The sequence below is a fragment of the Streptomyces sp. SAI-135 genome (genome assembly GCF_029893805.1).
Classification (GTDB): Bacteria; Actinomycetota; Actinomycetes; order Streptomycetales; family Streptomycetaceae; genus Streptomyces.
Genome location: NZ_JARXYP010000002.1, coordinates 944,793 through 969,193 on the forward strand (window position 1 = coordinate 944,793; position 24,401 = coordinate 969,193).

Here is a 24,401-nt window from a genome sequence, read left to right on the forward strand (position 1 = left end):
ACCGGTCCGGCCTGATTGACCTGTGTCCGGGCCGGGCACCCGGGGGCCATGACTGTGGATCACACCCGAGCACCGGTTCTGGAAGCCCTGGCGGACTACCACCGCCGGGGACAGCTGTCCTTCGCGCCGCCCGGACACAAGCAGGCGCGGGGGGCCGATCCGGCGGTGCGGGAGGTGCTGGGCGACGCGGTCTTCCTCGGGGACGTGCTGGCGTCGGGCGGCCTGGACGACCGGCTGACCCGTGGGCGGGTGCTGGAGCGGGCCGAGGAGCTGATGGCCGACGCCGTGCACGCCGACCACACCTTCTTCACCACGTGCGGGAGTTCCCTGTCGGTGAAGGCGGCGATGCTGGCCGTCGCGGGCCCGCACGAGAAGCTGCTGATCGGTCGGGACGCCCACAAGTCGGTGGTGTCCGGGCTGATCCTGTCGGGGATCGAGCCGGTCTGGGTCGAACCGCGGTGGGACGCCGAACGGCACCTCGCGCACCCGCCGTCCGCCGCGGAGTACGAGCAGGCCTTCGAGGCCCACCCGGACGCGAAGGGTGCCCTGGTCACCAGCCCGACCCCGTACGGCACCTGCGCGGCCCTCGAGGACATCGCCGAGGTGTGCCACGGCCGTTCGGTCCCGCTGATCGTCGACGAGGCGTGGGGCGCGCATCTGCCCTTCCATCCCGATCTGCCGTCCTGGGCCATGGACGCGGGCGCCGACATCTGCGTGACCAGCATCCACAAGATGGGCAGCGGTCTGGAGCAGGGGTCCGTGTTCCATCTGCGGGGCGATCTCGTCCCGCCGGACCTGCTGAAGATGCGCGCCGACCTGCTGGGCACCACCAGCCCTTCGGTGCTGCTGTACGCGGGGCTGGACGGCTGGCGCCGGCAGATGGCGCTGCGGGGCAAGGAGTTGATGGGCGGGGCACTGGATCTCGCGTCCCGTGTCCGTGCCGCGATCGAGGAGATCGACGGGATGCACGTCAACGACCGCGACGACTTCTGCGGGCCCGGTCTGGCCGACGATCTCGACCCGCTGCCCGGCGTCATCGACCTCGCGGAACTCGGGATCTCCGGGTTCCAGGCCGCGGACTGGCTGCACGAGCACCGGCACATCGACGCCCACCTCAACGACCACCGGCGCATCGGGATGCAGATCACCCACGGCGACGACGAGGAGACGGCCGACGAGCTGCTGGCGGCGCTCCGGGACCTCTCCCGGGCCGCCCCGGGGCTGGGCCCGGCCCCGCGGGTGGAGGTGCCGTCCCCGTCCGAGCTGCGGATGGAGCAGGCGAGGCTGCCCCGGGACGCGTTCTTCGGGCCGGCCGAGAACGTGCCCGTGGCCGAGGCCGCCGGGCGGATCGCGGCCGAGATGATCACGCCGTACCCGCCGGGGATCCCGGCCGTCCTGCCCGGTGAGCAGCTGACCGAGCCGGTTCTCGGGTATCTGCGCAGCGGGCTGGCCGCGGGCATGAACCTGCCCGACCCGGCCGATGCGAAGCTGGAGACCATCAGGGTGGTGGCCACGGCCGCCGAGTGAAACCGGTCACGCACCCCGGATCGGATTGCGCGGAATCGCCATCGATGGTTTACGGTTCATCCATACGTGGTGACGGGGTCGACACACCGTCCTCCGACACCACCTCTGACTGCCCTGGCTGGCCTCCCCCGTCCAGCCAGGGCTTTTTCATGCCCGGCGCAGATCCTCACATCCGCCGAGGTGCCCCGGACGGCGGCAGCCGCTGAAATGGGCGTAGGCACAACACCGGAATCCATCGCCGGCGAGGAGCCCCGCGTCATGACCAAAGCGACAAAACTGCTGACCGCTCTGCCGCAGCCGCAGCGCCAGAGCCTGATGACGCTCGCCAAGGAGGTCTCCTTCCCCGAGGACTTCCACATCTTCGAGGCGGGCGGTACGGCCGACCGCTTCTGGGTCATCCGCTCCGGGGCGGTCTCGCTAACCCAGCAGGTGACCAGTCACCACCTGGTCACCGTCGCCGGACTCGGTGCGGGCGACCTGCTCGGCTGGTCCTGGCTGTTCCCGCCGTACCGGTGGGACTTCGGCGCGGAGGCGTTCAGCCCGGTGCGGGCCTACGAGTTCGACGCGGCGGCGGTGCTGCGGCTGTGCGAGGAGGACCCGCAGCTCGGCATGACCCTGGTGCGCAGCGTCGCCGAGATCCTCGCCCACCGCCTGGAGACGACCCGGGGCAAGCTCATGGAGCAGTACGGCTCGCACCGCAGGGGGGTGCTGTAGGGCTCAGATCCGGTAGCGGCGCAGGGCGGGCACGGCGAAGGCCAGGGCCAGCATGACCGCGACCACCAGCAGGCCGCCGCCGGCGACAGCAGGCCGGGCGCCGAAGACCGAGCCCGCCGTGCCGTGCAGGACGTCGGCGAGGCGGGGACCGCCCGCGACGACGACGGTGAAGACGCCCTGCATCCGGCCGCGCATCTCGTCGGTGGCGGCGGACAGCAGGATCGCCCCGCGGAAGACCATGGAGACCATGTCGGCGATCCCGGCGGCGGCCAGGAACACCACCGCGAGCCACAGACTGCTGCTCAGCCCGAACCCGGTGATGGCCACGCCCCAGGCGACGACCGCGCCGATGACCATCCAGCCGTGCCGGCGGGCCCGCGAGAACGTGCCGGAGAACAGCCCGCCGACCACCGCGCCGATCGGGACGGCGGCGAACAGCAGGCCCAGCGCGAGCCCTTCGCCGTAGGGGGCGTAGGTCTCGGAGGCGAGCTGCGGGAACAGGGCCCGGGGCATGCCGAAGACCATGGCGATGATGTCCGCGAGGAAGGACAGCAGCAGCACCTTGTGCGCGGAGATGTACCGGAAGCCCTCGGCGATCTCGCGTACGCCCGCCCGGCGTGCCGCGGAGCCGGCGAGCGGCGGCAGGGAGGGCAGCCGGTACACGGCCCACACCGTGACGCACAGGGCCAGGGCGTCGATGAGGTACAGCTCGGGCAGTCCGATCACCGGGATCAACACACCCGCGAGCAGCGGGCCGACCACCTGCCCGGTCTGCATGACGGTGGAGCCGAGGGCGTTGGCGGCGGGCAGTTGCCCCTCGGGGACCAGGCGGGCGATGGAGGCGTTGCGGGCGGGGGCGTTCAGGCCCCAGAACGCCTGCTGCACCGCGAGCAGGAGCATGAGGACGGCCACCGAGTCGAGTCCGCCGACCGCCTGGAGCCAGAACAGGACCGAGGTGACGGCGATGCCCGTGTTGGTGATCAGGAGCAGCTTGCGGCGGTCCATGCTGTCGGCGACCGCGCCGCCCCACAGCGCGAACACGATCAGCGGCACGAGTCCGGCCATGCTCGCGGCGCCGACCCAGGCCGAGGAGCCGGTGATGTCGTAGATCTGCTTGGGCACCGCGACGGCGGTGAGCTGGCTGCCGACGGCCGTGACGATGGTCGAGCTCCACAGCCGGCGGTAGGCCGGGATGCGCAGCGGACGGGTGTCCATCGCCCAGCGACGCCAGCCGCGCCGGGGTGGCGGCGCCTCGGCCGCGGCCTGTGTCCTTGGTTCGGTGCTGCTCTCGCCGGTGTCCACGCGCTTCCTGGTTGCTCGATACATCTAACGGGTCCAGGGTTCACTATCGCAGCACCGCCCGGGAGTTCGGGACGTGGCGTCTCAGCCCTCGGTACGCGCGCCCGGAGTTCTCATGCCCCGGCCACGAGCGTGGCGCCCAGGGCGATCATCGTGGCGGCGACCAGTCCGTCGAGGACGCGCCAGGCGGCCGGTCCGGCCAGGAAGCGGCTGAGCAGCCGGGCCCCGAAGCCGAGCGCGGCGAACCAGCACAGGCTGGCGCACACGGCACCGAGGCCGAAGGTCCAGCGCAGCGGACCGCGGTCGGCGGCCACGGAACCGAGCAGGAACACGGTGTCGAGGTAGACGTGCGGGTTGAGCCAGGTCATCGCCAGACAGGTCAGCACCGCCCGCCTCCGGGAGCCGGTCGCCTCGCCCTCCGTGCGCAGGCCCGCGTCCCCCGGCCGCAGGACCCGGCGGGCGGCGAGGGCGCCGTAGCAGAGCAGGAATCCGCCGCCGATCCAGCCGACCAGGCTGAGCGCGCCGGGCCAGGCGACCACCACCGCCCCGACACCGCCGACACCGAGGGCGATGAGGACGGCGTCGGACAGGGCGCAGATGCCGACGACGGCGAGGACCGACTCCCGGCGGATCCCCTGGCGCAGGACGAAGGCGTTCTGGGCGCCGATGGCGACGATGAGCGACAGACCGGTGCCGAAGCCTGCGGCCGCGGCGGACAGAGAAGAAGCGGGCATGGATGCGACGGTACGGAGACGATCACTGCCCGTACAGCTAAAGATTCTTACCTATCATTAGCTGTCGTGATGATGAACGAGCTTCCCCTGGATCAGGTGCGGACGCTGCTCGCGGTGGTCGACGAGGGCACGTTCGACGCGGCGGCGGCCGCTCTGCACGTGACTCCTTCAGCGGTGAGCCAGCGGGTGAAGGCCCTGGAGCAGCGCACAGGACGGGTGCTGCTGGTGCGCACGAAGCCGGTGCGGGCGACCGAGTCCGGCGAGGTGGTGGTGCGGTTCGCCCGCCAGCTCGCCCGGCTCGAACGGGACGCGCTCGCCGAACTGGGGCTGCCGGGCGAGGGGGAGGTCACGCGGGTCTCGGTCGCGGTGAACGCGGACTCGCTGGCGACGTGGTTCCTGGAGGCACTGGCGCGGGTTCCCGGGCGGGGGCGGCTCTGCTTCGAGCTGCGGCGCGAGGACGAGACGCGGACGGCACAGCTGCTGCGGGAGGGCGTGGTGATGGCGGCGGTGACGTCCTCGGCTCAGGCCGTGGCGGGGTGTTCGGTACGGCCGTTGGGGCGGATGCGGTACCTCGCGGCGGCGAGCGGGGAGTTCGCCTCGCGGTACCTCGGCGGGCCCTTGCGGGAGGCGCTCGCCGAGGCGCCGGTGGTGACGTTCGACCGGAGCGACGACATCCAGGACGGGTTTCTGCGCGGGCTGGGGTGCGGTGGGGCGAGTCGGGTGCGGCACGCGGTGCCCACGTCGGAGGGGTTCGTGGAGTCGGTCGCGCTGGGGCTGGGATGGGGCATGGTGCCCGAGGCGCAGGCCGTGGAACTGCTCCGGGAGGGGCGGCTGATCGCGCTGGCGCCGGACCGGCCCGTCGACGTGCCGCTGTACTGGCAGCAGTGGAAGCTGGACTCCCCCGCGCTGGCCGCGGTCGCCGAGGCCGTGGCCGCGGCGGCGTCAGGAAGTCTGCGATGACAGGGCGGCGCCGAGCTGTTTCTCCACGCTGTCCAGGAACATGTCCAGGGCCGTCGGATAGGCACTGGTGACCATGCGGGACGCCAGCAGGGGTGCCGCCTCCGCGATGCGCGGGTAGCGGTCGTCCGGCAGGTGGGCGTAGGTCGAGCGCCACTGGTTCTCGTCCGCGCGCAGTGCCGCGCTCGGCAGGGCCAGGGACGCCGCGTCCAGGGCCGCGAAGGCCAGCGTCTGGTCGATGAAGGCGTGGTAGACGCGGACGGTGTCGGGCAGCGGCAGACCGGCCGTGCGCAGGATGCCCAGGACCGCCTCGTCCGCGGCCAGTTCGTTGGCCCGGCCCGTGACCCTGCTCGTGGTCAGGAGGGCGGCCTGGGGATGGGCCACGTACGCGTCGTGGATGCGGAGCCCCACCTCGCGCAGGTCCCGCCGCCACTGCCCGGTCGGCTCCCAGCCCTCCATCGCCTGGCCGATCAGCGCGTCGCCGATCGCCAGGGTCAGGTCGTCCATGCCGCGGAAGTAGCGGTAGAGCGTGCTCGGGTCGGCGTCCAGGGCCAGGCCCAGGCGGCGCGCGGTGAGGCCGGTGCTGCCGTGCTCGCGGAGCATGCGCAGGGCGGTCGCGACGATCAGCTCCTCGGAGAGCACGGTCCCGCTCCTGGTGGGCCTGCGCCGACGGCGCTTCTCCTCGGGGACCACGGGCTTGGGCATGGCCGGCCTCCTTATGCCAACGCCATTGACCTTAAACGACCGCACGGCGTTGTATCTCGCCCAAGGGCCCCGCACATCTGTGACCTTCGACCCGTGAGGGAGTGTTCTGTCATGCGTGTCCTGCTCGTGGGCGCCGGCGGCGTCGGCACCGCCATCACCCGGATCGCCGCCCGGCGGCCGTTCTTCGACACCATGGTCGTCGCCGATTACGACCCGGCCCGCGCCGAGGCGGCGGTGGCCGGGCTCGGCGACCGGGCCGGCCGGTTCCTCGCGGAGCGCGTCGATGCGGGCGACGAGCCGGCCGTGACCGCCCTGCTGGAACGGCACGCCTGCGACGTCCTCCTCAACGCCACCGACCCGCGCTTCGTGATGCCCCTGTTCCGGGCGGCGCGCTCCGCCGGGGCGACCTATGTCGACATGGCGATGTCCCTGTCGCGGCCGCATCCGGAGCGCCCGTACGAGGAGTGCGGGGTCAAGCTCGGCGACGAGCAGTTCGCGCAGGCCGAGGAGTGGGAGAAGGCGGGCGCGCTGGCCCTGGTCGGCATGGGCGTGGAACCGGGCCTGTCGGACGTCTTCGCCCGGTACGCGGCCGACGAACTGTTCGACGTGATCGAGGAGATCGGGGTCCGCGACGGTGCGAACCTCACCGTCGACGGCTACGACTTCGCCCCCTCCTTCAGCATCTGGACCACCATCGAGGAGTGCCTCAACCCGCCGGTGGTCTACGAGGCCGACCGCGGCTGGTTCACCACGGAACCCTTCAGCGAACCGGAGGTCTTCGACTTCCCCGAGGGCATCGGCCCGGTCGAGTGCGTGAACGTGGAGCACGAGGAGGTGCTGCTGGTCCCCCGCTGGGTCGGCGCCCGCCGTGTCACCTTCAAGTACGGCCTGGGCCGCGAGTTCGTCGAGACGCTGAGAACCCTGCACCTGCTGGGCCTGGACAGCACCCGGCCGGTGACCGTGCCGAGCCCGGCCGGGCCGGTCGCCGTCTCACCGCGGGACGTCGTGGCCGCGTGCCTGCCCGACCCGGCGACCCTGGGCGACCGGATGCACGGCAAGACCTGCGCGGGCACCTGGGTGAAGGGCGTCAGGGACGGGGCGCCGCGCGAGGTGTACCTCTACCACGTGGTCGACAACCAGTGGTCCATGGCGGAGTACCGCTGCCAGGCCGTGGTGTGGCAGACCGCGGTGAACCCGGTCGTCGCCCTCGAACTCCTCGCCGGCGGCACCTGGTCCGGCGCCGGAGTGCTCGGCCCTGAGGCGTTCCCGGCCCGCCCCTTCCTGGATCTGCTGACCGCGTACGGCTCTCCGTGGGGCCTGCGGGAGCAGTGACCGGGCGCCGCGTCCCATGGGACTCGGTTGTTTCACCGCGCATCGACAGGTGACCCGAAAGCGAGTAAGGCATGCACGAGGGCACGTACGACTTCGATCGCAGGTGACTTTGATGGACAACTGGCGAACCCATGCCGCGTGCCGCCGCGAGGACCCCGATCTGTTCTTCCCGATCGGCACCACGGGCCCCGCGCTGGTCCAGACGGAGCAGGCCAAGTCGGTCTGCCGACGCTGTCCCGTCCAGGAGCAGTGTCTGCAGTGGGCCCTGGACACGGGGCAGGGCATCGGCGTCTGGGGCGGCACCAGTGAGACGGAACGCCGGGCGCTCGCCCGGCGCGCGGCCGCCGCGCGGAGAAGGTCCGGCTGACGGGCGAGCAGCCTGAACGGGCCCGGTCGACCGGGCCCGTTCAGCTGTCGGCCGCGCGGCGCAGCGGACCCCAGGGATTGTCCTGCCGGGCCACCGCGGCCCGTGCCTCCTCGATCACCCGGGGGTCGATCCAGCACATCGGCCGCACGTCCGCGACGAGCGGCTCGTTGTCCGGGCCCCGGCCCCGCTCACGGCCCTGGAGGACCCAGGGACGTACGCCGGGGCCTTTCTCGTGCGGCAGATGGGAGTAGTCGTACAGGCGCCGGGCCACCCACAGCTGTACCGGCCGCCCCTGCCACCAGTCCTCCACGTCGAGCGGGTTCGCCGACAGTCCCGGCAGGGACAGTCCGGTGAGCTCGTCGGTGCTGGAGGCGCGGGCCAGATCGACGCCGGGACCGCGCGACCAGCGGACGTACAGACGCTCGTGCCGTTCGGCCAGGCCCGCGAGTTCGGCGAGTGTCCGCACCACCGGCAGCCCGTCCGACACGGTCATCTCACGTCCTCCCTTTCCTTCCGTGGGCATACGGGGTACCCGCAGGCCACGAGAGGAATCAGGCGTCCGCCCCCGGCGCGGGACGCCCGGGCAACCGCAGGGTGAAGACGCTGCCGGTGCCCGGCTCGCTCGCCGCGGCGACCGTGCCGCCGTGGGCCGCGACCAGATGCCGGACGATGGGCAGCCCCAGACCCGAGCCGCCGGTACGACGGCTGCGGGACTTCTCCGCGCGCCAGAACCGGTCGAAGACGTGCGCCAGATCGCCCGGCGCGATGCCCGTGCCGGTGTCGGCGACCTCCAGGACGGTGTCCTCGCCGTCCCGCCGCGCGGACAGGGTGACCCTGCCGCCGGCCGGCGTGTGGCGCAGCGCGTTGGACACCAGGTTGCCGAGGGCCTGCCGCATGCGGACCGGGTCCGCGTCCAGCCATGGCTCGCCGCCGACGTCGGTGCGCAGCTCGACCCGGGCCGCGTCGGCGGCGACGCGGTGGGCCGCGGCGACCTGCTGGAGGAGTTCGTCGCAGCGGACGGGCTCCCGGTGCAGGCGCAGGGTGCCGGCGTCGGCGTCCGCGAGGTCCTGGAGGTCGTCGATGACGCGCTGGAGGACGAGGGCCTCGTCGTGCAGGGAGGCCAGCAGGACCTGGTCGGGGTGGACGACCCCGTCCCGGGTGACCTCCAGCCAGCCGCGGATGTTGGTGAGCGGGCTGCGCAGTTCGTGGGCGATGTCGCTGACCATCGCCTTGCGCTGGGCCTCCAGGCGTTCGCGTCGTTCGGTCAGGTCGTTGAACGCGAGGGCGAGGATCCCGGTCTCGTCCCGGGTGGTGACGGGGACGCGGACATGCAGTTCGGGCGGCTGCTGGGCCGCCGCGGTGAGCGCGCGCAGCGGCCGCACCAGCCGGGTGGCGACCAGGGCCGTCGCGGCGACGGTGACAGCGAGCACGAGACCCGCGGTGCCGACGACCTTGGCCTTGTTGGCCGGGGACATGTCGAACAGCACGGCGGGCGTGTCCCCGGTGCCCAGGAAGAGCTCGGCCGCGGGCGCCACGTAGGGGTCCAGCTGGGCGCGGCGGGCCTTGTCGAGGCAGGGCTGGACCAGGCGGGCCTCCTTGGCGGCGAGCTTGCCGGCGAGGGGACCGCGCAGATCCAGCCCGGTCGGTTCGATCCCCACCAGCTCGGCCATGCCGGGTTCCAGTCCGGCCTTGGTCAGACACTCGCGGGCGAGCCCCTGGAGCTCCTTCACGGCCTTCGCCTCGGTCGGGGTGGGCGTGTTGAGCAGTCCGTCGGCGCAGGCGTCGGGCACGTGGTCGGGGGCGGCACCGGTGTCCGGGTCGGTGAGGACCGTCCGCCCGCTCGGTCGGCGGCTCAGCCGGGTCTCCACACCGAAACGCGCGAAGCAGAGCTGTCGCTTGCGGGCCAGGGCGCCGACCTTGGCGCGTTCCGCCTCGGGGAGCCGGTAGGGGCCCACCGCTCGCGGGTCGATGCCGGAGATCTGGGCGCCGCGCTCGCTGTAGGTGTCCGTGTGCAGGGGGTCGACGGCGGCAGCGGCACTCGGGGGCAGGGAGGTGCCGAGCGGCGCGGAGTCGGCGATGACCCGGCGGTCCGAGGTGGTCAGGGCGATGCGGCGGCCGGTCCTCGCCGACAGCTCCCGTACTGTCCCCCTCACTTGGGACCAGTCCGGGTGGGTGGCCGCGTAGCCGCTGAGTTCGGCCAGGACGTCCATGTCGTCGGCGAGGGCCTGTCCCTGTTCCTCGCGCAGGGCCTGGGTGGTGGTCGCCACGGCCAGCCAGGCCGTCGCGGCCACCGAGCACACGGCGATGAGCCCGGACGTGATCAGCAGGCGGACCAGCAGCCGCTTGTGCAGCGGTATCCGCGCGCTCATCCACGGCCGCCGCTGAGCTTGTAGCCCACGCCGAACACCGTCAGCAGCCGCGCCGGCCGGCGCGGATCGGCCTCGATCTTGCGGCGCAGGTTCATGATGTGCACGTCCACGGCCCGTTCGGTGGAGGCCCGGTCGGTGCCCCGGGTGACCTCCAGCAACTGCCGCCGCGAGAAGACCCGTTCGGGTTCGGCGGCCATGGCCAGCAGGATCTCGAACTCGGCCGGGGTGCACTCCACGGGCGCCCCCTCGCACCGCACCTCATGCCGTACGGGATCGACGGCGAGGCCCGCGGCACGGACGACGGGATCCTCGCGCCGGTCGGCCACCGCGGCCCGCCCGCTGCGCCGGAGGACGGTCCGGATGCGGGCCATCAGCTCCCGTGGGCTGTACGGCTTGGTCACGTAGTCGTCGGCGCCCAGCTCCAGGCCGAGCAGGACGTCGTCCTCGGCGGACCGTGCGGTGAGCATCACGACGGGGATGTCCGCGTCGCGGCGCAGCACCCGGCACACGCCGAAGCCGTCGATCAATGGCAGCATCAGGTCCAGGACGACGAGGTCGGGGGCGAGCCGCCGGGCCGCGTCCAGGGCGGCCCGCCCGTCGTGGACCACGGTGGCGGTGTGGCCCTCCGCGAGCAGGGACCGCCGTATGAGTTCGGCCTGCATCTCGTCGTCCTCTGCGACCAGCACATGTGCGCACACCCGGCGGATCCTAGGCGCTCAGCGGTGCAGGGACTTCGCGTCGCCCATGACGACGACGGGGTGCAGGTCCGGGTCCAGGGCGAGGAGCAGCTCCTTCATGTGCTTCTCCGCGATGCTCACACAGCCGTGGGTGGGGCCGCCGTGGTCGACGTGCAGCCATATCCCGCCGCCCCGCCCGGCGCCCAGCGGCCGTGTCCAGTCCAGCGGTGAGGTACCCGGCCGGCGGTTGTAGTTGATGGCGATCACGTAGTCGAAGGACCCGGCCAGCGGCTCGCCCTCGAAGCCGGTGCCGGGTGCGGTGAAACCGACACCGCGGTCGTACGGCAGCTTCGTGCCGGGATTCTTCAGCAGTCCCCCGGCGTCGGTGAGGGTGTACACGCCGATCGGTGACCGCAGGTCTCCGGCCAAGTGGTGGTCGCTCCAGCCCTTGAGGGCGTTGTGCGCGGGCCAGCTCGCGCCGGCCCGCCAGCCGGCCTCCGTGCGCTCGTACAGCACCACCGTGGACAGCGGCGAGTCGCGGCCCCGCCCGGTGACCACGACGGCCTGCCGGGCGCCGGCCGGGATGCCCGCCCGGGTCCTCGGGCCGAGGCCGGGTATCTGCTGGGGCGCGACCTCGACGGAGATTTCCGGCGAGGGAGTGGCCCTGGCAGGCGCCAGGGACGGCGTGGGCGCGGTCTGCGTGCCGGCCACGGCACCGCCGCCGCATCCCGTGAGCAGCAGGGACGCGGCGAGCAGGGTGACATGGGTTCTGCGTGTGATCATGAGGCGACTCTGACCGACACTTTTGAGGAACTCGTCAGGTTCTAGGGCCGGTTCGGCTTGCCCGGGGTGTCGAGCCAGGTCCGGAACAGGCCGTCCAGGTCCTTCCCGGACACCCGTTCCGCGAGGCGCTCGAACTGGGCGGTGGTCCCGTGGCCGTAGCGGTGCCCGGACGCCCAGGCGCGCAGCACCAGGAAGAACGCCCGGTCGCCGACGGCCGTGCGCAGGGCGTGCAGGGTCATCGCGCCACGGGCGTAGACGGGGGTGCCGAAGATGTTGGCGCCGCTGCCGGGGTTGCCGGGCGGGAACTCCCACAGGCCGTCGCTCGCGGGTTTCGCGTAGAGCTCGTCGAAGGTCTTCTGCGCGCTGTCGCCGCCGTGCTGCTCGGCGTAGAGCCACTCGGCGTAGGTCGCGAAGCCCTCGTTGAGCCAGATGTCCTTCCAGGAGGTGAGCGAGACGGAGTCGCCGAACCACTGGTGGGCGTTCTCGTGGACGAGGGTGCTCAGGTCGGGCGCGCGGTCGTAGACCGGACGGCTCTGGGTCTCCAGCGCGTAGCCGACGTTCGGGGCGTGGTCCACGATCGATCCGGCGGCACGGAAGGGGTAGGGCCCGAACAGCTTGCTCTCCCATTCCAGGACGGAGGGCAGCTTCCTGAGCACGGGTGCCGCGGCGGCGGCCTCGCGCGAGTCGACGGCGTTGTAGACGCGGATCCCGTTCCTGGTGGTGAACTGCTCCACCGTGAACTTGCCGACGGTCGCGGTGGCCAGGTAGGCGGCCATGGGCTCGCTCTGGCGCCAGCGGAACGTCGTCCTGCCGTGCGTGGTGTGCCGGGAGAGGAGGACGCCGTTGGCGACGGCGGTGCGTCCCTGGGGGACGGTGATCGTGAAGTCGTACGACGACTTGTCCGTGGGGTGGTTGTTCGCCGGGAACCAGGTCATCGCGCCCTGCGGTTCCCCGGCGACGAAGGCTCCGTCGTCGGTGGGGATCCAGCCGTCGAGCGAGCCGTCCGGGTCGGTGACGGGGGCGGGCTTCCCCTGGTAGGTCACGGTGATGGTGAATCGTTCCCCCTTGCGCAGGGCGCGCTGGGGGGTGACGACGAGTTCCTGTCCGGAGCGGCGGAATCCGGCCTTGGCACGACCGACCGTCAGGCCCGTGACGGTCAGGCCCTTGAAGTCGAGGTCGAAGCGGGTCAGACGCTGGGTGGCACGGGCGGTGAGGACCGCCTTGCCGTCGAGGTGACGGCCGGCGGGGTCGTAACGGAGTGTCAGGTCGTAGTGGCCGACGTGGTATCCGCCGTTCCCGGCGAGCGGGAAGTAGGGGTCGCCGGCTCCGGAGGAGCCCGTCGGCGAAGGCGCCGCGGCCCCCAGCACAGCGGTGAGTGCGAGGGGGGTGGTGACGAGGACGAAGGTGCGTCTGACGGCCTTCGGCACGTGCTCTCCTACGGTCGGGGGGTGGACAACTGCTTCACACTAAAGGCCCCCTCCCCGCAACTCACCCCTGATCAGGTCAAGTCCCGGCGGGGCCGCGCAGTACGCTCCGACGCACCCGCCCCTGCGTCGAGAGGCCGCCCGTGAGCGTGCGCATCCGCCGTGTCTACGAACCGCCCGAGCCCGCGGACGGCGTCCGCGTCCTGGTCGACCGGCTGTGGCCGCGCGGTCTGTCGAAGGAGTCGGCCCGTGTGGACGAGTGGCCGAAGGCACTCACCCCGTCGACCGAGCTGCGCCGCTGGTACCACGCGGGCGAGGGCTCGTACGAGGAGTTCGCCGAGCGCTACGAGGCGGAGCTGGCCGATCCCGCAGCCGTCGAACTCCTGGATCGAGTACGGGAGTTGGCACGCAAAGGTGACGTGACCCTGCTGACCGCGTCCAAGACGCCGGAGCAGAGCCACGCCACCGTGCTGGTGCGCCTGCTGGAGTCCTAGCCGACCTGCTGCGCCGCCGCCCGCCCCGCCGCGCGTCCGGAGAAGAGGCAGCCGCCGAGGAAGGTGCCCTCGAGCGCGTTGTAGCCGTGCACGCCGCCACCCCCGAAGCCGGCGACCTCGCCCGCCGCGTAGAGCCCTTCGAGGGGCTTGCCGTCGGCACCCAGGGCGCGGGAGTCGAGGTCGGTCTGGATGCCGCCGAGGGTCTTGCGGGTCAGGATGTGCAGCTTGACGCCGATCAGGGGGCCGGCGGCCGGGTCGAGGATGCGGTGCGGCGTGGCGACCCGGCCGAGGCGGTCGCCGATGTAGCGGCGGGCGTTGCGGATGCCCTGCACCTGGGCGTCCTTGCTGTAAGAGTTGGCGATCTGGAGGTCGCGGGCCTCGATCTGGCGGCGGATCGAGGCGGCGTCCAGAAGGGCCTTGTCCGTCAGGGCGTTCATCTTCTCGACCAGCTGCTCGACGGTGGGAGCGGTCACGAAGTCGGCGCCCTCGCGCAGGAAGGCCTCCACCGGTCCCGGGGCGCCCTTGCCGAGGATGCGCTCCTTGAGGAAGCCCGCGCGGTCCTTGGCGGTGATGTCGGGGTTCTGCTCGGAGCCGGAGAGCGCGAACTCCTTCTCGATGATCTTCTGGGTGAGGACGAACCAGGAGTGGCCGTGCTCGGCGATGTCCTCGGTGGTGCGCAGGTGCCTGAGGGTGCTGAGGGTGTCGTAGCCGGGCAGACAAGGCTCCGGCAGCCTGCGGCCCAGGGCGTCGAACCACATCGAGGACGGCCCGGGCAGGATGCGGATGCCGTGGCCGGGCCAGATCGGGTCCCAGTTCTGGATGCCCTCGGTGTAGTGCCACATACGGTCGCGGTTGACCAGGCGGACACCCGCGTCCGCGCTGATGTCGAGCATCCGGCCGTCGACGTAGGCGGGGACGCCGGTGACCATCTCGGCGGGCGGGGTGCCGAGCCGCTCGGGCCAGTAGCGGCGGACGATGTCGTGGTTGGCGCCGATGCCGCCGGTGGTGACGACGACGGCCTGGGCGGTGAGTTCGAAGTCACCGATCCGGTCGCGGTTGGAGGCGACCCCGCGCGCGGAGGTGTCCTCGGCGAGGACGGTCCCGCGCACACCCCGCGCGGTGCCGTCCTCGACGACGAGCGCGTCCACCTGGTGGCGGTGGTAGAAGGTCAGCAGTCCCTCGCGCGCGGCCTGTTTGGCGTAACCGACGAACGGTTCGACCACCCCGGTGCCGGTGCCCCAGGCGACATGGAAGCGGGGCACGGAGTTGCCGTGGCCGTGGGCGGTGAGGTCGCCGCGCTCGGCCCAGCCGACGGTGGGCAGGAACTTGATGCCGTGCCCCTCCAGCCAGGACCGCTTCTCCCCCGCCGCGAACTCGACGTAGGCGCGCGCCCAGCGCACCGCCCAGGAGTCCTCGTCCTCGACGCGGTCGAACTGCGCGCTGCCCTGCCAGTCGTTCCAGGCGAGGTCGAAGGAGTCCTTGATGCCGAGGCGGCGCTGCTCCGGGGAGTCGACGAGGAAGAGCCCGCCGAAGGACCAGAAGGCCTGCCCTCCGAGGTTGGCGGCGTTCTCCTGGTCGACCAGGGCGACCCTCCTGCCGCGGCTGGTGAGCTCGTGCGCGGCGACCAGGCCCGCGAGTCCCGCTCCGACGACGATGACGTCGGCATCCATGGCGACCGTCCCTTCCCTCATGCGGTGGTGTCGCTGCCGTCGGTGAGCAGCGCGGTGAGCAGTTGCTTGAGCCAGACCCGGGCCCGCTCCAGGTCCGCGTCCAGCAGCAGTTGGACGGTGACCCCGTCGTAGGCGGCGACCACGGCGTGGGCTGCACCCTCGACGTCGCCCAGGACGGCGGGCAGTTCGGCGTGTCCACGCGCGCGTGCCAGCCGGTCGGCGATCGCGCGCCGGAGCCTCGCCCGGTGTTCGAGCAGGGTGCGGGCGACCTCGGGAGCGCGGGCGGCGTGCACCAGGAAGTCGGTCTTCACCAGCAGCCAGTCGCGGTCCAGGAGCAGCACCTCGGTGACCCGGTCGACGGCGGCCGGCACGTCGAGTCCCGGTCCGTCGAGGGCGAGGGCTCCGGAGACCTGGTCCGCGATCAGGTCGGCGCGCTGCTGGTAGAGGGCGAAGAAGAGCTCGTCGAGGCTGTCGAAGTTCGAGTAGAAGGCCCCTCGGCTGTATCCGGCGGCCTCGCAGACCTCCTCGATCGACACCCGTCCGAAGCCCTTGGCGGCGAACACGGCGAAGGCTGCGTCCAGGAGGTTGGCACGGGTGCGGACCCGGCGCCTGGTCACGCGCCTGGCCGTGTCCTGTGTCGCCATGTCGGCCCTCCGTTCGATACGCGAATGTATCCGATACAGCGATGTATCGAAAGTGCGGGGCGCCTCGCGGATCTTATGGGAACAGATTTTCGAACGAGGAGTACGCTGGATCCATGACCGCGCACCTCCAGGGCTCCCTCTTCGACCAGACCGACCAGCTCCGGCTCGGCCCGCTCGACGGAATCCGCCGTACCGTGCTCGCCCACGGCGCCTGGATCGACGTGCTGCCCGGCTGGCTGCGCGGCTCCGACGCCCTGTTCGAACAGCTCGCCACCGAGGTGCCGTGGCGCGCGGAGCGCCGCAAGATGTACGACCACGTCGTCGCCGTACCGCGACTCCTGGCCTTCTACGGTGCGGACGACGCCCTGCCCCACCCCGTGCTGGACGAGGCCCGGGAGGCACTCACCGCGCACTACGCCGACGAGCTCGGCGAGCCGTTCACCACCGCCGGGCTCTGCTACTACCGCGACGGCCGGGACAGCGTCGCCTGGCACGGCGACCGGGTCGGGCGCGGGGCGAGTCAGGACACCATGGTCGCCATCGTCTCCGTGGGGGCCCCGCGCGACCTGCTGCTGCGGCCGGCACGGGGTGGCGGCGAGACGCTGCGACGGCCGCTGGGCCACGGCGACCTGATCGTGATGGGCGGCTCCTGCCAGCGCACCTGGGAGCACGCCGTACCGAAGTCCTCGCGCGCGACGGGACCGCGCATCAGCATCCAGTTCCGCCCGCACGGCGTGCGCTGAAGCGCGGCCTCGTCCCTCCGGGGGCAGGACGGGCTTGGCTGCGGCAGCGGGCCGGGAGCACGGGAACCGGGGCGTGGGGGGCCGGGAGCCCGAGGCGCAGGTCTCCGCGAACGCACTTGGTGCGACGTGCGCGCCTGACGGAGTACGGGCCCCCGCCGCCCGGCACGGCACGCGGTAGCCACTCGGACCGCCCCGCCGGGGGCCGGACGGGCAGGACGGGCTCGGCTGCGGCAGCAGGCCGGGAGCACGAGAACCGGGGCGTGGGGGGGCCGGGAGACCGAGGCGCAGGTCTCCGCGAACGCACTTGGTGCGACGTGCGCGCCTGACGGAGTACGGGCCCCCGCCGCCCGGCACGGCACGCGGTAGCCACTCGGACCGCCCCGCCGGGGGCCGGACGGGCAGGACGGGCTCGGCTGCGGCAGCAGGCCGGGAGCACGAGAACCGGGGCGTGGGGGGGCCGGGAGACCGAGACGCAGGTCTCCACGAGCGCACCCGATCCGACGTGCACGCCTGACCCGTGGTCTTCGTGCAGAAGAGGAAGACGGGCCCCACCGCCCGGCACGGCGCGCGGTAGCCACTCGGACCGCGCCGCCAGGGGCCGGACGGGGCGGACCGGCGAGCAGCGGCTACCGCGGGCCGGGAGCCCGAGGTACAGGTCTCCGCGAGTGCGCCGGTCCCGTGGGGCTCCCACGGCCGGCGGGCGAAGCCGACCCCGCCGGGCGGCGCTGGAGGCAGCCCGCCGCAGCGAGACGGCCCGGCGGGTGCGCCGGCCCGATGCACCCCCTACGGCCGGCGCGCGCCGCGGCTGCGTGGACGGTGCCCGAGGACGCCCCGGTGGCAAGGAAGTTGAGCGCTGGAAGACCGGTACCCGCCGCTCCGATTGGCCTGAGCGTCTGCTTTGCTGTGTGCCGTCGGGCAGGTACTCACCGGGCGGGGCGATCATGAGCGCAGGCGTGCAGCAAGTCGCGGACGGCATCTATCTGGTGCACGGCAGCAACACGAACTGGGTGATCCTGACCGAGGGAAGCTCCGCCACGCTGGTGGACACCGGCTACCCGGGCGACCGGGAGCAGCTGCTCGCCTCCCTCGCCGAGGTGGGGAGTTCACCGGAGGCGCTCACCGCCGTGCTCATCACGCACGCCCACAACGACCACCTCGGGTCCGCCGAGTACCTGCGCTCCGCCTACGGCACGCCGGTCTACCTGCACGAGGCCGAAGTGCCGCACGCGCGGCGGGAGTTCCTCCACCAGGTCTCCGTCGGGACAGTGCTGAAGAACGGCTGGCGCCCCGGGGTCCTGCCGTGGGCGGTGCACGCGATCCGGGTGGGCGGCACCGCCCATGTGCCGGTCGCCGCCCCGCAGCCCTTCCCGGTGGCGGGCGCCCTCGACCTGCCGGGCCGGCCGGTGCCCGTGCACACGCCGGGCCACACCGACGGGCACTGCGCCTTCCACCTCCCCGAACGCGGTGTGGTGATCTCCGGCGACGGACTGGTGAGCGGCCACCCCACCTCACGGGTCAAGGGGCCCCAGCTGCTGCCGGACATGTTCCACCACGAGCGCGCGCGGGCCGTGGCGTCGCTGGACGTGTTCGCGGAGCTGGAGGGCGATCTCCTCGTGCCCGGACACGGCCCGGCCCACCGCGGTCCAGTCCGTGAATCGGCACTTCAGGCCAAGGAGCGCGCGCTCTAAGGTGAGGTGACGATCACCGGCCTGACAAGGACACCGCACCATGGCACTGCAGATCAGCGCGACGAACCCGGAGCACCCCGCGCTCCTGCTCGAACTGCCGTGGCACCTGCCGCTGGAGGAGTGGCCGGAGGAGGTCCTGGTCCCGCTGCCGCGCGGCATATCCCGGCACGTGGTGCGCTACGCCCGTGCCGGTGACGAGGTCATCGCCGTGAAGGAACTCGCCGAGCGGCCGGCGCTGCGCGAGTACGAGCTGCTGCGCGACCTGGACCGGCTCGGCATCCCCGCCGTCGACCCGCTCGCCGTGGTCACCGGGCGCACCGACGCCGAGGAGGCCCCGCTGGAACCGGTGCTGGTCACCCGGCACCTGGGCGGTTCGATGCCGTACCGCTCGATGTTCGAGACGACCATGCGGCCCGCCACCATGCACCGCCTGATGGACGCCCTGGCCGTCCTCCTGGTCCGTCTGCACCTGGCCGGATTCGCGTGGGGCGACTGCTCCCTGTCCAACACCCTGTTCCGGCGCGACGCGGGTGCCTACGCCGCCTACCTCGTGGACGCCGAGACCGGCGACCTGCATCCGCAGCTCAGCCCCGGGCAGCGGGACTACGACCTCGACCTCGCCCGCGTGAACATCAGCGGTGAGCTGCTCGACCTGGAGGCCTCCGGGGCACTGCATCCCTCGGTGGACGCGATCGAGTTCGGCATGGAGATCTGCTCGCGCTACGGCAGCCTGTGGGAGGAGCTGACCCGCAGGTCCGTGTACCCGGCGGGCAAGTACCACTACATAGAGCGCCGGATCCGGCGGCTCAACGACCTCGGCTTCGACGTGGCCGAGATGCAGATCGAGCACGCGCCCAACGGCGACTCGGTCACGTTCGTGCCGAAGGTCGTGGACGCGGGCCACCACCAGCGCCAACTCCTGCGCCTGACGGGCCTGGACACCGAGGAGAACCAGGCCCGGCGGCTGCTGAACGACCTGGAGAGCTGGATGGCCACCCAGGACGACTACGCCCCGGGCGACCCCCTCGGCGCCCGCCCGGAGGTGCTCGCGCACCGCTGGGTGCGGGACGTCTTCCGGCCCACGGTGCGGGCCGTACCGCTGGAGATGCGCGGCTCGATGGACCCGGCCGAGATCTACCACGAGCTCCTGGAGCACCGCTGGTACCTGTCCGAGCGGGCCCAGCACGACATCGGGCTGGACACGGTGGTGGACGACTACATCAAGAACATCCTCCCCAGAGCCCGGGAGACGCTCCAGCCCACTCTCGCCGCCGAGGACTGACTCACGCGTGCGGCACCACGGCCACCGGGCAGTCCGCGTGGTGCAGCACCCCGTGGGCGACCGAACCGATCCGCGCGCCCACGGCGGTACGGCGGGCCCGCCGGCCGACGACCATCAGCTGGGCCCGCGCGGTCACCGACAGCAGCACCTGGCCCGCGCTGCCCATCTCCACGTGCTCGACGACCGGCACGTCGGGGAAGCGCTCCCGCCACGGCTGGAGCGCCGCGGCCAGGGCCTTCTTCTCGTACGGCTCCAGCCCGCCGGCCTCGTCCAGGAGTTTCAGCGAGCCCGGGCTGTAGGCGAACACCGGCGGCAGCGTCCAGGCCCGCACGGCGCGCACGGCCGCTCCCCGGGCCGCCGCCGTCTCGAAGGCGAACCGCAGGGTCTCGGCGCTGTCCTCCGGGTCGCCCTCCTGGCCCACGACGATCTCGCGCCCCGCGGCCTCCGCGCTCGCCTGGTCGCCGGCCCGCACGAGCACCACGGGCCGCGTCGCCTCGGCGATCACCTGCTGGCCCACCGAGCCGATCAGGAAGCCGACCACCGGTCCGTGCCCACGGGAGCCCAGGACCAGCATCTCGGCGTCGGCCGCGGCCGAGACCAGCACGTCGACGCTGCCGCCCTCCACCAGGTCGGTGTCCACCTCCAGGCCGGCGTACCGCCCGGTGACGGTTCGGACCGCCTCGGTCATGGCGTCCCGCGCCCAGCCCGCCTGGGTGTCCCGGTCCCCGGCGTCGACGCCCTCGTACGGCTGGAACCGCCAGGCGTGCACCACCCGCAGCCCCGTGTCCCGCCGGACCGCCTCCCGGGCGGCCCAGCCCAGGGCGGCGAGGCTCTCCTCGGTTCCGTCGATGCCTGCGGTGATGGGGCGGGTCATACGGTGGCCTCCGTGGTCGTGGTCGCGTGCGTGCGGTCCAGTCTTCACTACGCTGCCGGTATGGCACTGGAGTGGGAACAAGTCATCGTGGACTCGGCCGACCCGGCCGCCCTCGGGCGCTGGTGGGCCGAGGCGCTGGGCTGGGTGGTGGTCGGGGACTCACCGGACGAGTTCGAGATCCGCCCCGAGAAGGACCGGACGCCGGGACTGCTGTTCGTGCCGGTGCCGGAGCCGAAGACCGTCAAGAACCGGCTCCACCTCGACTTCCGGCCCGAGGACCGGGACGCCGAGGTCGCCCGTCTCCTCGCCCTGGGCGCCCGCCACGCGGACGTGGGGCAGGGTGAGCAGCCCTGGGTGGTGCTCGTGGACCCCGAGGGCAACGAGTTCTGCGTGCTGGGCGAGCGCCGAGCCTGACAAGGGCAGGGTCAGCCATATCTGCGCACAGCCGGGCGATCGAACATACGATGGGCGGGACCGGGCCGGTGACCACGGGGGGCGCCGGGCCCCGACCGACCGCCCGGCGTGGGGAGACGCATGGCACAGGCCGCCGAATCGGCGCGGACCGTCATCCTGACCGTGGACGACGACCCGGGGGTCTCCCGTGCCGTCGCCCGCGATCTGCGGCGGCGCTACGGCGAGTCGTACCGGATCGTGCGCGCGGAGTCCGGTGAGTCCGCGCTGGAGGCGCTGCGGGAGCTGAAGCTGCGCGGTGACCTCGTGGCGGTGATCCTGGCCGACTACCGCATGCCGCAGATGAACGGCATCGAGTTCCTCGAACAGGCCCTGGACGTGTACCCGGGGGCCCGCCGCGTGCTGCTGACGGCGTACGCGGACACCAACGCGGCGATCGACGCGATCAACGTCGTCGACCTCGACCACTACCTCCTCAAACCGTGGGACCCGCCCGAGGAGAAGCTCTACCCGGTCCTCGACGACCTCCTGGAGGCGTGGCGGTGCAGCGACTACCGCCCCGTGCCCGCCACCAAGGTCATCGGACACCGCTGGTCGGCGCGCTCCTCGGACGTGCGGGAGTTCCTGGCCCGCAACCAGGTGCCCTACCGCTGGTACTCCACGGACGAGCCCGAGGGGCAGCGGCTGCTGGCGGCCGCGGGGCAGGACGGCCGGCGGCTGCCGGTGGTGATCACCCCGGACGGCACTCCCCTGGTCGAGCCGGAGGCACCCGACCTGGCCGCCCACGTGGGTCTCGCCACGACCCCGACCGCCGACTTCTACGACCTCGTCGTCATCGGCGGTGGTCCGGCCGGGCTGGGCGCGGCGGTGTACGGGGCCTCGGAGGGGCTCAGGACCGTGCTCGTGGAGCGCTCGGCGACCGGCGGACAGGCCGGTCAGAGCTCACGGATCGAGAACTACCTGGGCTTCCCGGACGGCGTGTCGGGTGCCCAGCTCACCGACCGGGCCCGGCGGCAGGCGACGAAGTTCGGGGCCGAGATCCTCACCGCCCGCGAGGTGGCCGGTCTGGAGGTCAACGGCGCGGCCCGCACCGTGCGCTTCTCGGACGGGTCGGCGGTGGCCGCGCACAGCGTGATCCTGGCGACCGGTGTGTCGTACCGGCAGCTGGAGGCGCCCGGTTGCACGGACCTGACCGGCTGCGGGGTGTACTACGGCTCGGCGCTGACCGAGGCCGCCTCCTGCCAGGGTCAGGACATCTACATCGTCGGCGGCGCCAACTCGGCGGGACAGGCGGCCATGTACCTGTCCCGGGGCGCCAAGTCGGTGACCCTGCTGGTGCGCGGGCCCGACCTCGCCGCGTCGATGTCGCACTACCTGATCCAGCAGATCGAGGAGGCGCCCAACATCTCGGTCCGGGCGCGTACCGTCGTCGAGGCCGCGCACGGCTCCGACCACCTGGAGCAGCTCACCCTGCGCGACGTGGACACCGGGGAGACCGAACTCGTCGACGCGCAGTGGATGTTCGTGTTCATCGGCGCGGCCCCGCTCACCGGCTGGCTGGACGGCACGGTGCTGCGGGACGAGCACGGTTTCATCCTGGCCGGGCCGGACCTCACCCCCGACGGACGGCCACCGGCGGACTGGGAGCTGGACCGGCCTCCGTACCACCTGGAGACCAACATTCCGGGCGTGTTCGTCGCGGGCGACGCGCGCGCCGAGTCCGCGAAGCGGGTCGCGTCCGCCGTCGGAGAGGGAGCCATGGCAGTGATGCTCGTCCACCGGTACCTGGAGCAGTCGTGAGCGGCCAGTTGATGCCGTGCAGTCCCGGGGAGATCGGGTCGCTGTTCCTGTTCGAGAAGCTGAGCCCGGAACAGCTCGGGCAGTTGTGCGCCGCGGGACGGGTCGAGAAGTTCGAACCCGGCCCGGTGTACAACGAGGGTGAACCCGCCACCTGCTTCTACGTGATGATCGAGGGCACGGTCGTCCTCTCCCGCCGGGTCGGCGGCGACGACATCGAGATCAACCGCACCTCGCAGCGCGGGGTGTACGCGGGCTCCATGCAGGCCTACCTGGGCGACCGGGTGCAGCAGACCTACGCCGGCTCCATGCGGGTCACGGAACCCTCGCGGTTCTTCGTCCTGCCCTCGGAGACGTTCGCGGCCTTCATGCAGGAGTGGTTCCCGATGGCCGTGCACCTGCTGGAGGGGCTCTTCTTCGGTTCGAAGAACACCCAGCGGGCCATCGGCCAGCGGGAACGGCTGCTGGCGCTCGGCTCGTTGTCGGCCGGTCTCACCCACGAGCTCAACAACCCGGCGGCCGCGGCCGTACGGGCCACGTCGACGCTGCGCGAGCGGGTCGGCAAGATGCGGCACAAGCTCGCCGTCATCGCCCAGGGCTCCTACAGCCCCGAGGTGATGGCGAACCTCATCGACATGCAGGAGCGCACGGCCGAACGCGTCGCCAAGGCGCCGACGCTGAGCCCTCTTGAGGCCTCCGACCGGGAGGACGCCCTCGCCGACTGGCTCGACGACCACGGCATCCAGGAGGGCTGGCGGATCGCGCCGACCTTCGTGCAGGGCGGCCTCGACGTGGACTGGCTCGACCAGGTCGCGGCGACCGTGGGCGAGGAGATCCTGCCGAACGCGATCGGCTGGCTCAACTACACCGTCGAGACCGAGCTGTTGATGGACGAGATCAACGACTCCACGGCCCGCATCTCCCATCTCGTCGACGCGGCCAAGCAGTACTCCCAGCTGGACCGGGCGCCCTATCAGGTGGCCGACGTGCACGAACTCCTCGACAGCACGCTGCTGATGCTGTCCGGGAAGATCGGGCAGCAGATCAAGGTCGTCAAGGAGTACGACCGGACCCTGCCGAGGATCCCGGCCTATCCCGCCGAGCTCAACCAGGTGTGGACGAACCTCATCGACAACGCGGTGCAGGCCATGAACAGCGTCGGCGGGGAAGGGACGTTGACGGTCCGGACCGCGCTCGACCACGACCGGCTGCTGGTGGAGTTCCGGGACACCGGGCCCGGGGTGCCGCCGGACATCCGCGGCCGGATCTTCGACCCCTTCTTCACCACCAAGCCCGTGGGCGAGGGGACGGGGCTCGGACTGGACATCTCCTGGCGGATCGTGGTCAACAAGCACCACGGGACACTGCAGGTGGAGTCGGTGCCGGGCGACACCCGCTTCCAGGTGCTGCTTCCGCTGACCGCCGTGGACAACGACTCGACCGAGGAGACCGCATGACCGACGTCAAGGGGATCGACCCGAGCGTCCCGCCGAGCGGCGAGGGGTGTGTGGAGTGCGACGCGGCGGGCGGCTGGTGGTTCCATCTGCGGCGGTGTGCGCAGTGCGGGCACGTGGGGTGCTGCGACTCCTCCCCCGGGCAGCACGCGACCGGGCACTTCCGGGACTCGGGGCATCCCCTGGTGCAGAGTTTCGAACCGGGTGAGGAGTGGTTCTGGAACTTCGAGACGAGTGAGATGTTCGAGGCGGGGCCGGAGCTGGCCGGGCCGGGGAGCCACCCCGAGAGCCAGCCCGCGCCGGGTCCCGAGGGGCGGGTGCCTGCCGACTGGGTGCGGGTGCTGCGGCGTTGAGCGCCCACGGGCTCGGTTCGGTTTGTCCTACGGCGGCTGCGGGCCGTTTGGGGTTGATCGCGCGGTTCCCCGCGCCCCTGGGGTAGGTCACCGCGCCGCCGGA

24 protein-coding genes are annotated in these 24,401 nt (G+C 72.3%); 13 read left to right on the forward strand and 11 right to left on the reverse strand.

All coding sequences use genetic code 11. The annotated features are described in order from the left end of the window. Positions 1-48 precede the first annotated feature (48 nt). Together M2163_RS08665 and M2163_RS08670 are read left to right on the forward strand one after the other, a co-directional pair. Positions 49-1,527 (forward strand): aminotransferase class I/II-fold pyridoxal phosphate-dependent enzyme, encoded by a 1,479-nt coding sequence (locus M2163_RS08665; protein ID WP_280853390.1) that lies wholly within the window; start codon positions 49-51, stop codon positions 1,525-1,527. A 258-nt stretch (positions 1,528-1,785) separates the two neighbouring features. Then, positions 1,786-2,241 carry a cyclic nucleotide-binding domain-containing protein gene (locus M2163_RS08670; protein ID WP_280893631.1) on the forward strand — a complete coding sequence of 152 codons (456 nt, stop codon included), beginning with the start codon at positions 1,786-1,788 and terminating at the stop codon, positions 2,239-2,241. Positions 2,242-2,244: 3 nt separating this feature from the next. Here the strand turns inward: M2163_RS08670 and M2163_RS08675 are convergent, their stop codons facing one another. Together M2163_RS08675 and M2163_RS08680 are read right to left on the reverse strand one after the other, a co-directional pair. Beyond that, complete coding sequence (locus M2163_RS08675; protein WP_280853388.1) at positions 2,245-3,567, reverse strand: MFS transporter; 1,323 nt, start codon at positions 3,565-3,567, stop codon at positions 2,245-2,247. An 86-nt stretch (positions 3,568-3,653) separates the two neighbouring features. Then, positions 3,654-4,274: a LysE/ArgO family amino acid transporter gene (locus M2163_RS08680; RefSeq protein WP_280893632.1), complete on the reverse strand. Its 621-nt coding sequence runs from the start codon at positions 4,272-4,274 to the stop codon at positions 3,654-3,656. Positions 4,275-4,343: 69 nt separating this feature from the next. On the opposite strand from M2163_RS08680, the gene M2163_RS08685 reads away from it, so the two are divergent. Beyond that, positions 4,344-5,234, forward strand: coding sequence for a LysR family transcriptional regulator ArgP (locus M2163_RS08685; protein ID WP_280897234.1), 891 nt, complete (start codon positions 4,344-4,346; stop codon positions 5,232-5,234). On the opposite strand, the gene M2163_RS08690 is transcribed toward M2163_RS08685, so the two are convergent. Then, on the reverse strand, positions 5,217-5,936 hold the full coding sequence (locus tag M2163_RS08690; RefSeq protein ID WP_280893633.1) for a TetR/AcrR family transcriptional regulator: 720 nt from the start codon (positions 5,934-5,936) through the stop codon (positions 5,217-5,219). The two genes, M2163_RS08685 and M2163_RS08690, sit on opposite strands and share 18 nt — an antisense overlap. Positions 5,937-6,047: 111 nt before the next feature. Between M2163_RS08690 and M2163_RS08695 the strand changes: the two genes are divergently transcribed. Next, on the forward strand, positions 6,048-7,268 hold the full coding sequence (locus M2163_RS08695; RefSeq protein ID WP_280893634.1) for a saccharopine dehydrogenase C-terminal domain-containing protein: 1,221 nt from the start codon (positions 6,048-6,050) through the stop codon (positions 7,266-7,268). A gap of 112 nt (positions 7,269-7,380) precedes the next feature. Beyond that, positions 7,381-7,635, forward strand: a complete 255-nt coding sequence (locus tag M2163_RS08700; protein ID WP_057611382.1) for a WhiB family transcriptional regulator — start codon at positions 7,381-7,383, stop codon at positions 7,633-7,635. Positions 7,636-7,675: 40 nt separating this feature from the next. Here M2163_RS08700 and M2163_RS08705 read toward each other — a convergent pair whose 3' ends face one another. Genes M2163_RS08705 through M2163_RS08725 form a run of 5 tightly spaced genes read right to left on the reverse strand, consistent with a single transcriptional unit; the run spans position 7,676 to position 12,891 of the window. Continuing rightward, positions 7,676-8,128 carry a DUF6098 family protein gene (locus M2163_RS08705; protein ID WP_280853384.1) on the reverse strand — a complete coding sequence of 151 codons (453 nt, stop codon included), beginning with the start codon at positions 8,126-8,128 and terminating at the stop codon, positions 7,676-7,678. Positions 8,129-8,186: 58 nt separating this feature from the next. Next, entirely contained in the window at positions 8,187-10,004 is a 1,818-nt protein-coding gene (locus tag M2163_RS08710) for a HAMP domain-containing sensor histidine kinase (protein ID WP_280893635.1), read from the reverse strand. Beyond that, positions 10,001-10,702 (reverse strand): response regulator transcription factor, encoded by a 702-nt coding sequence (locus M2163_RS08715; protein ID WP_280853382.1) that lies wholly within the window; start codon positions 10,700-10,702, stop codon positions 10,001-10,003. Before M2163_RS08715 ends, M2163_RS08710 begins: the two co-directional genes overlap by 4 nt. Before the next feature lie 18 nt (positions 10,703-10,720). After that, the gene (locus M2163_RS08720; RefSeq protein ID WP_280893636.1) at positions 10,721-11,464 is read right to left on the reverse strand and encodes a L,D-transpeptidase family protein; all 744 of its coding nucleotides are present in this window, start codon (positions 11,462-11,464) and stop codon (positions 10,721-10,723) included. 41 nt (positions 11,465-11,505) lie between these two features. Next, positions 11,506-12,891 (reverse strand): M1 family metallopeptidase, encoded by a 1,386-nt coding sequence (locus M2163_RS08725; protein ID WP_280893637.1) that lies wholly within the window; start codon positions 12,889-12,891, stop codon positions 11,506-11,508. Between the two features lie 140 nt (positions 12,892-13,031). Between M2163_RS08725 and M2163_RS08730 the strand changes: the two genes are divergently transcribed. Next, positions 13,032-13,382: a DUF488 family protein gene (locus M2163_RS08730; RefSeq protein WP_280893638.1), complete on the forward strand. Its 351-nt coding sequence runs from the start codon at positions 13,032-13,034 to the stop codon at positions 13,380-13,382. On the opposite strand, the gene M2163_RS08735 is transcribed toward M2163_RS08730, so the two are convergent. Both M2163_RS08735 and M2163_RS08740 read right to left on the reverse strand, forming a co-directional pair. Next, positions 13,379-15,052: an FAD-binding dehydrogenase gene (locus M2163_RS08735; protein WP_280853378.1), complete on the reverse strand. Its 1,674-nt coding sequence runs from the start codon at positions 15,050-15,052 to the stop codon at positions 13,379-13,381. The two genes, M2163_RS08730 and M2163_RS08735, sit on opposite strands and share 4 nt — an antisense overlap. A gap of 17 nt (positions 15,053-15,069) precedes the next feature. Continuing rightward, positions 15,070-15,696: a TetR/AcrR family transcriptional regulator gene (locus M2163_RS08740; RefSeq protein WP_280853377.1), complete on the reverse strand. Its 627-nt coding sequence runs from the start codon at positions 15,694-15,696 to the stop codon at positions 15,070-15,072. 113 nt (positions 15,697-15,809) lie between these two features. Between M2163_RS08740 and M2163_RS08745 the strand changes: the two genes are divergently transcribed. The 3 genes from M2163_RS08745 (at position 15,810) to M2163_RS08755 (ending at position 19,409) form a co-directional block, all read left to right on the forward strand. Further along, entirely contained in the window at positions 15,810-16,439 is a 630-nt protein-coding gene (locus M2163_RS08745; RefSeq protein WP_280893639.1) for an alpha-ketoglutarate-dependent dioxygenase AlkB, read from the forward strand. Between the two features lie 941 nt (positions 16,440-17,380). Further along, positions 17,381-18,127 carry an MBL fold metallo-hydrolase gene (locus M2163_RS08750; protein ID WP_280853375.1) on the forward strand — a complete coding sequence of 249 codons (747 nt, stop codon included), beginning with the start codon at positions 17,381-17,383 and terminating at the stop codon, positions 18,125-18,127. Between the two features lie 40 nt (positions 18,128-18,167). Beyond that, entirely contained in the window at positions 18,168-19,409 is a 1,242-nt protein-coding gene (locus M2163_RS08755) for a DUF4032 domain-containing protein (protein WP_280893640.1), read from the forward strand. Position 19,410: 1 nt separating this feature from the next. On the opposite strand, the gene M2163_RS08760 is transcribed toward M2163_RS08755, so the two are convergent. Then, positions 19,411-20,283: a universal stress protein gene (locus tag M2163_RS08760; protein WP_280853373.1), complete on the reverse strand. Its 873-nt coding sequence runs from the start codon at positions 20,281-20,283 to the stop codon at positions 19,411-19,413. A 60-nt stretch (positions 20,284-20,343) separates the two neighbouring features. Here M2163_RS08760 and M2163_RS08765 point away from each other — a divergent pair, with 60 nt between their 5' ends. The 4 genes from M2163_RS08765 to M2163_RS08780 all read left to right on the forward strand — a co-directional run bounded on the left by M2163_RS08765 (position 20,344) and on the right by M2163_RS08780 (position 24,298). Continuing rightward, positions 20,344-20,697: a VOC family protein gene (locus M2163_RS08765; protein ID WP_280853372.1), complete on the forward strand. Its 354-nt coding sequence runs from the start codon at positions 20,344-20,346 to the stop codon at positions 20,695-20,697. A 120-nt stretch (positions 20,698-20,817) separates the two neighbouring features. Further along, positions 20,818-22,494 carry an FAD-dependent oxidoreductase gene (locus tag M2163_RS08770; protein ID WP_280853371.1) on the forward strand — a complete coding sequence of 559 codons (1,677 nt, stop codon included), beginning with the start codon at positions 20,818-20,820 and terminating at the stop codon, positions 22,492-22,494. Then, positions 22,491-23,948: an ATP-binding protein gene (locus tag M2163_RS08775; protein WP_280853370.1), complete on the forward strand. Its 1,458-nt coding sequence runs from the start codon at positions 22,491-22,493 to the stop codon at positions 23,946-23,948. Before M2163_RS08770 ends, M2163_RS08775 begins: the two co-directional genes overlap by 4 nt. Continuing rightward, positions 23,945-24,298 (forward strand): UBP-type zinc finger domain-containing protein, encoded by a 354-nt coding sequence (locus tag M2163_RS08780; protein ID WP_280853369.1) that lies wholly within the window; start codon positions 23,945-23,947, stop codon positions 24,296-24,298. The genes M2163_RS08775 and M2163_RS08780 overlap by 4 nt, the downstream gene beginning before the upstream one ends. The last annotated feature ends 103 nt before the right edge of the window (positions 24,299-24,401 follow it).

What these genes read in the sequence shown, in the direction of transcription:
- M2163_RS08665 (WP_280853390.1), top strand. Translation starts at nt 49, where the DNA reads ATGACTGTGGATCACACCCGAGCACCGGTTCTGGAAGCCCTGGCGGAC.
- M2163_RS08670 (WP_280893631.1), top strand. Translation starts at nt 1,786, where the DNA reads ATGACCAAAGCGACAAAACTGCTGACCGCTCTGCCGCAGCCGCAGCGC.
- M2163_RS08675 (WP_280853388.1), bottom strand. Translation starts at nt 3,567, where the DNA reads ATGTATCGAGCAACCAGGAAGCGCGTGGACACCGGCGAGAGCAGCACC.
- M2163_RS08680 (WP_280893632.1), bottom strand. Translation starts at nt 4,274, where the DNA reads ATGCCCGCTTCTTCTCTGTCCGCCGCGGCCGCAGGCTTCGGCACCGGT.
- M2163_RS08685 (WP_280897234.1), top strand. Translation starts at nt 4,344, where the DNA reads ATGATGAACGAGCTTCCCCTGGATCAGGTGCGGACGCTGCTCGCGGTG.
- M2163_RS08690 (WP_280893633.1), bottom strand. Translation starts at nt 5,936, where the DNA reads ATGCCCAAGCCCGTGGTCCCCGAGGAGAAGCGCCGTCGGCGCAGGCCC.
- M2163_RS08695 (WP_280893634.1), top strand. Translation starts at nt 6,048, where the DNA reads ATGCGTGTCCTGCTCGTGGGCGCCGGCGGCGTCGGCACCGCCATCACC.
- M2163_RS08700 (WP_057611382.1), top strand. Translation starts at nt 7,381, where the DNA reads ATGGACAACTGGCGAACCCATGCCGCGTGCCGCCGCGAGGACCCCGAT.
- M2163_RS08705 (WP_280853384.1), bottom strand. Translation starts at nt 8,128, where the DNA reads ATGACCGTGTCGGACGGGCTGCCGGTGGTGCGGACACTCGCCGAACTC.
- M2163_RS08710 (WP_280893635.1), bottom strand. Translation starts at nt 10,004, where the DNA reads ATGAGCGCGCGGATACCGCTGCACAAGCGGCTGCTGGTCCGCCTGCTG.
- M2163_RS08720 (WP_280893636.1), bottom strand. Translation starts at nt 11,464, where the DNA reads ATGATCACACGCAGAACCCATGTCACCCTGCTCGCCGCGTCCCTGCTG.
- M2163_RS08735 (WP_280853378.1), bottom strand. Translation starts at nt 15,052, where the DNA reads ATGGATGCCGACGTCATCGTCGTCGGAGCGGGACTCGCGGGCCTGGTC.
- M2163_RS08740 (WP_280853377.1), bottom strand. Translation starts at nt 15,696, where the DNA reads ATGGCGACACAGGACACGGCCAGGCGCGTGACCAGGCGCCGGGTCCGC.
- M2163_RS08745 (WP_280893639.1), top strand. Translation starts at nt 15,810, where the DNA reads ATGACCGCGCACCTCCAGGGCTCCCTCTTCGACCAGACCGACCAGCTC.
- M2163_RS08750 (WP_280853375.1), top strand. Translation starts at nt 17,381, where the DNA reads ATGAGCGCAGGCGTGCAGCAAGTCGCGGACGGCATCTATCTGGTGCAC.
- M2163_RS08755 (WP_280893640.1), top strand. Translation starts at nt 18,168, where the DNA reads ATGGCACTGCAGATCAGCGCGACGAACCCGGAGCACCCCGCGCTCCTG.
- M2163_RS08760 (WP_280853373.1), bottom strand. Translation starts at nt 20,283, where the DNA reads ATGACCCGCCCCATCACCGCAGGCATCGACGGAACCGAGGAGAGCCTC.
- M2163_RS08765 (WP_280853372.1), top strand. Translation starts at nt 20,344, where the DNA reads ATGGCACTGGAGTGGGAACAAGTCATCGTGGACTCGGCCGACCCGGCC.
- M2163_RS08770 (WP_280853371.1), top strand. Translation starts at nt 20,818, where the DNA reads ATGGCACAGGCCGCCGAATCGGCGCGGACCGTCATCCTGACCGTGGAC.
- M2163_RS08780 (WP_280853369.1), top strand. Translation starts at nt 23,945, where the DNA reads ATGACCGACGTCAAGGGGATCGACCCGAGCGTCCCGCCGAGCGGCGAG.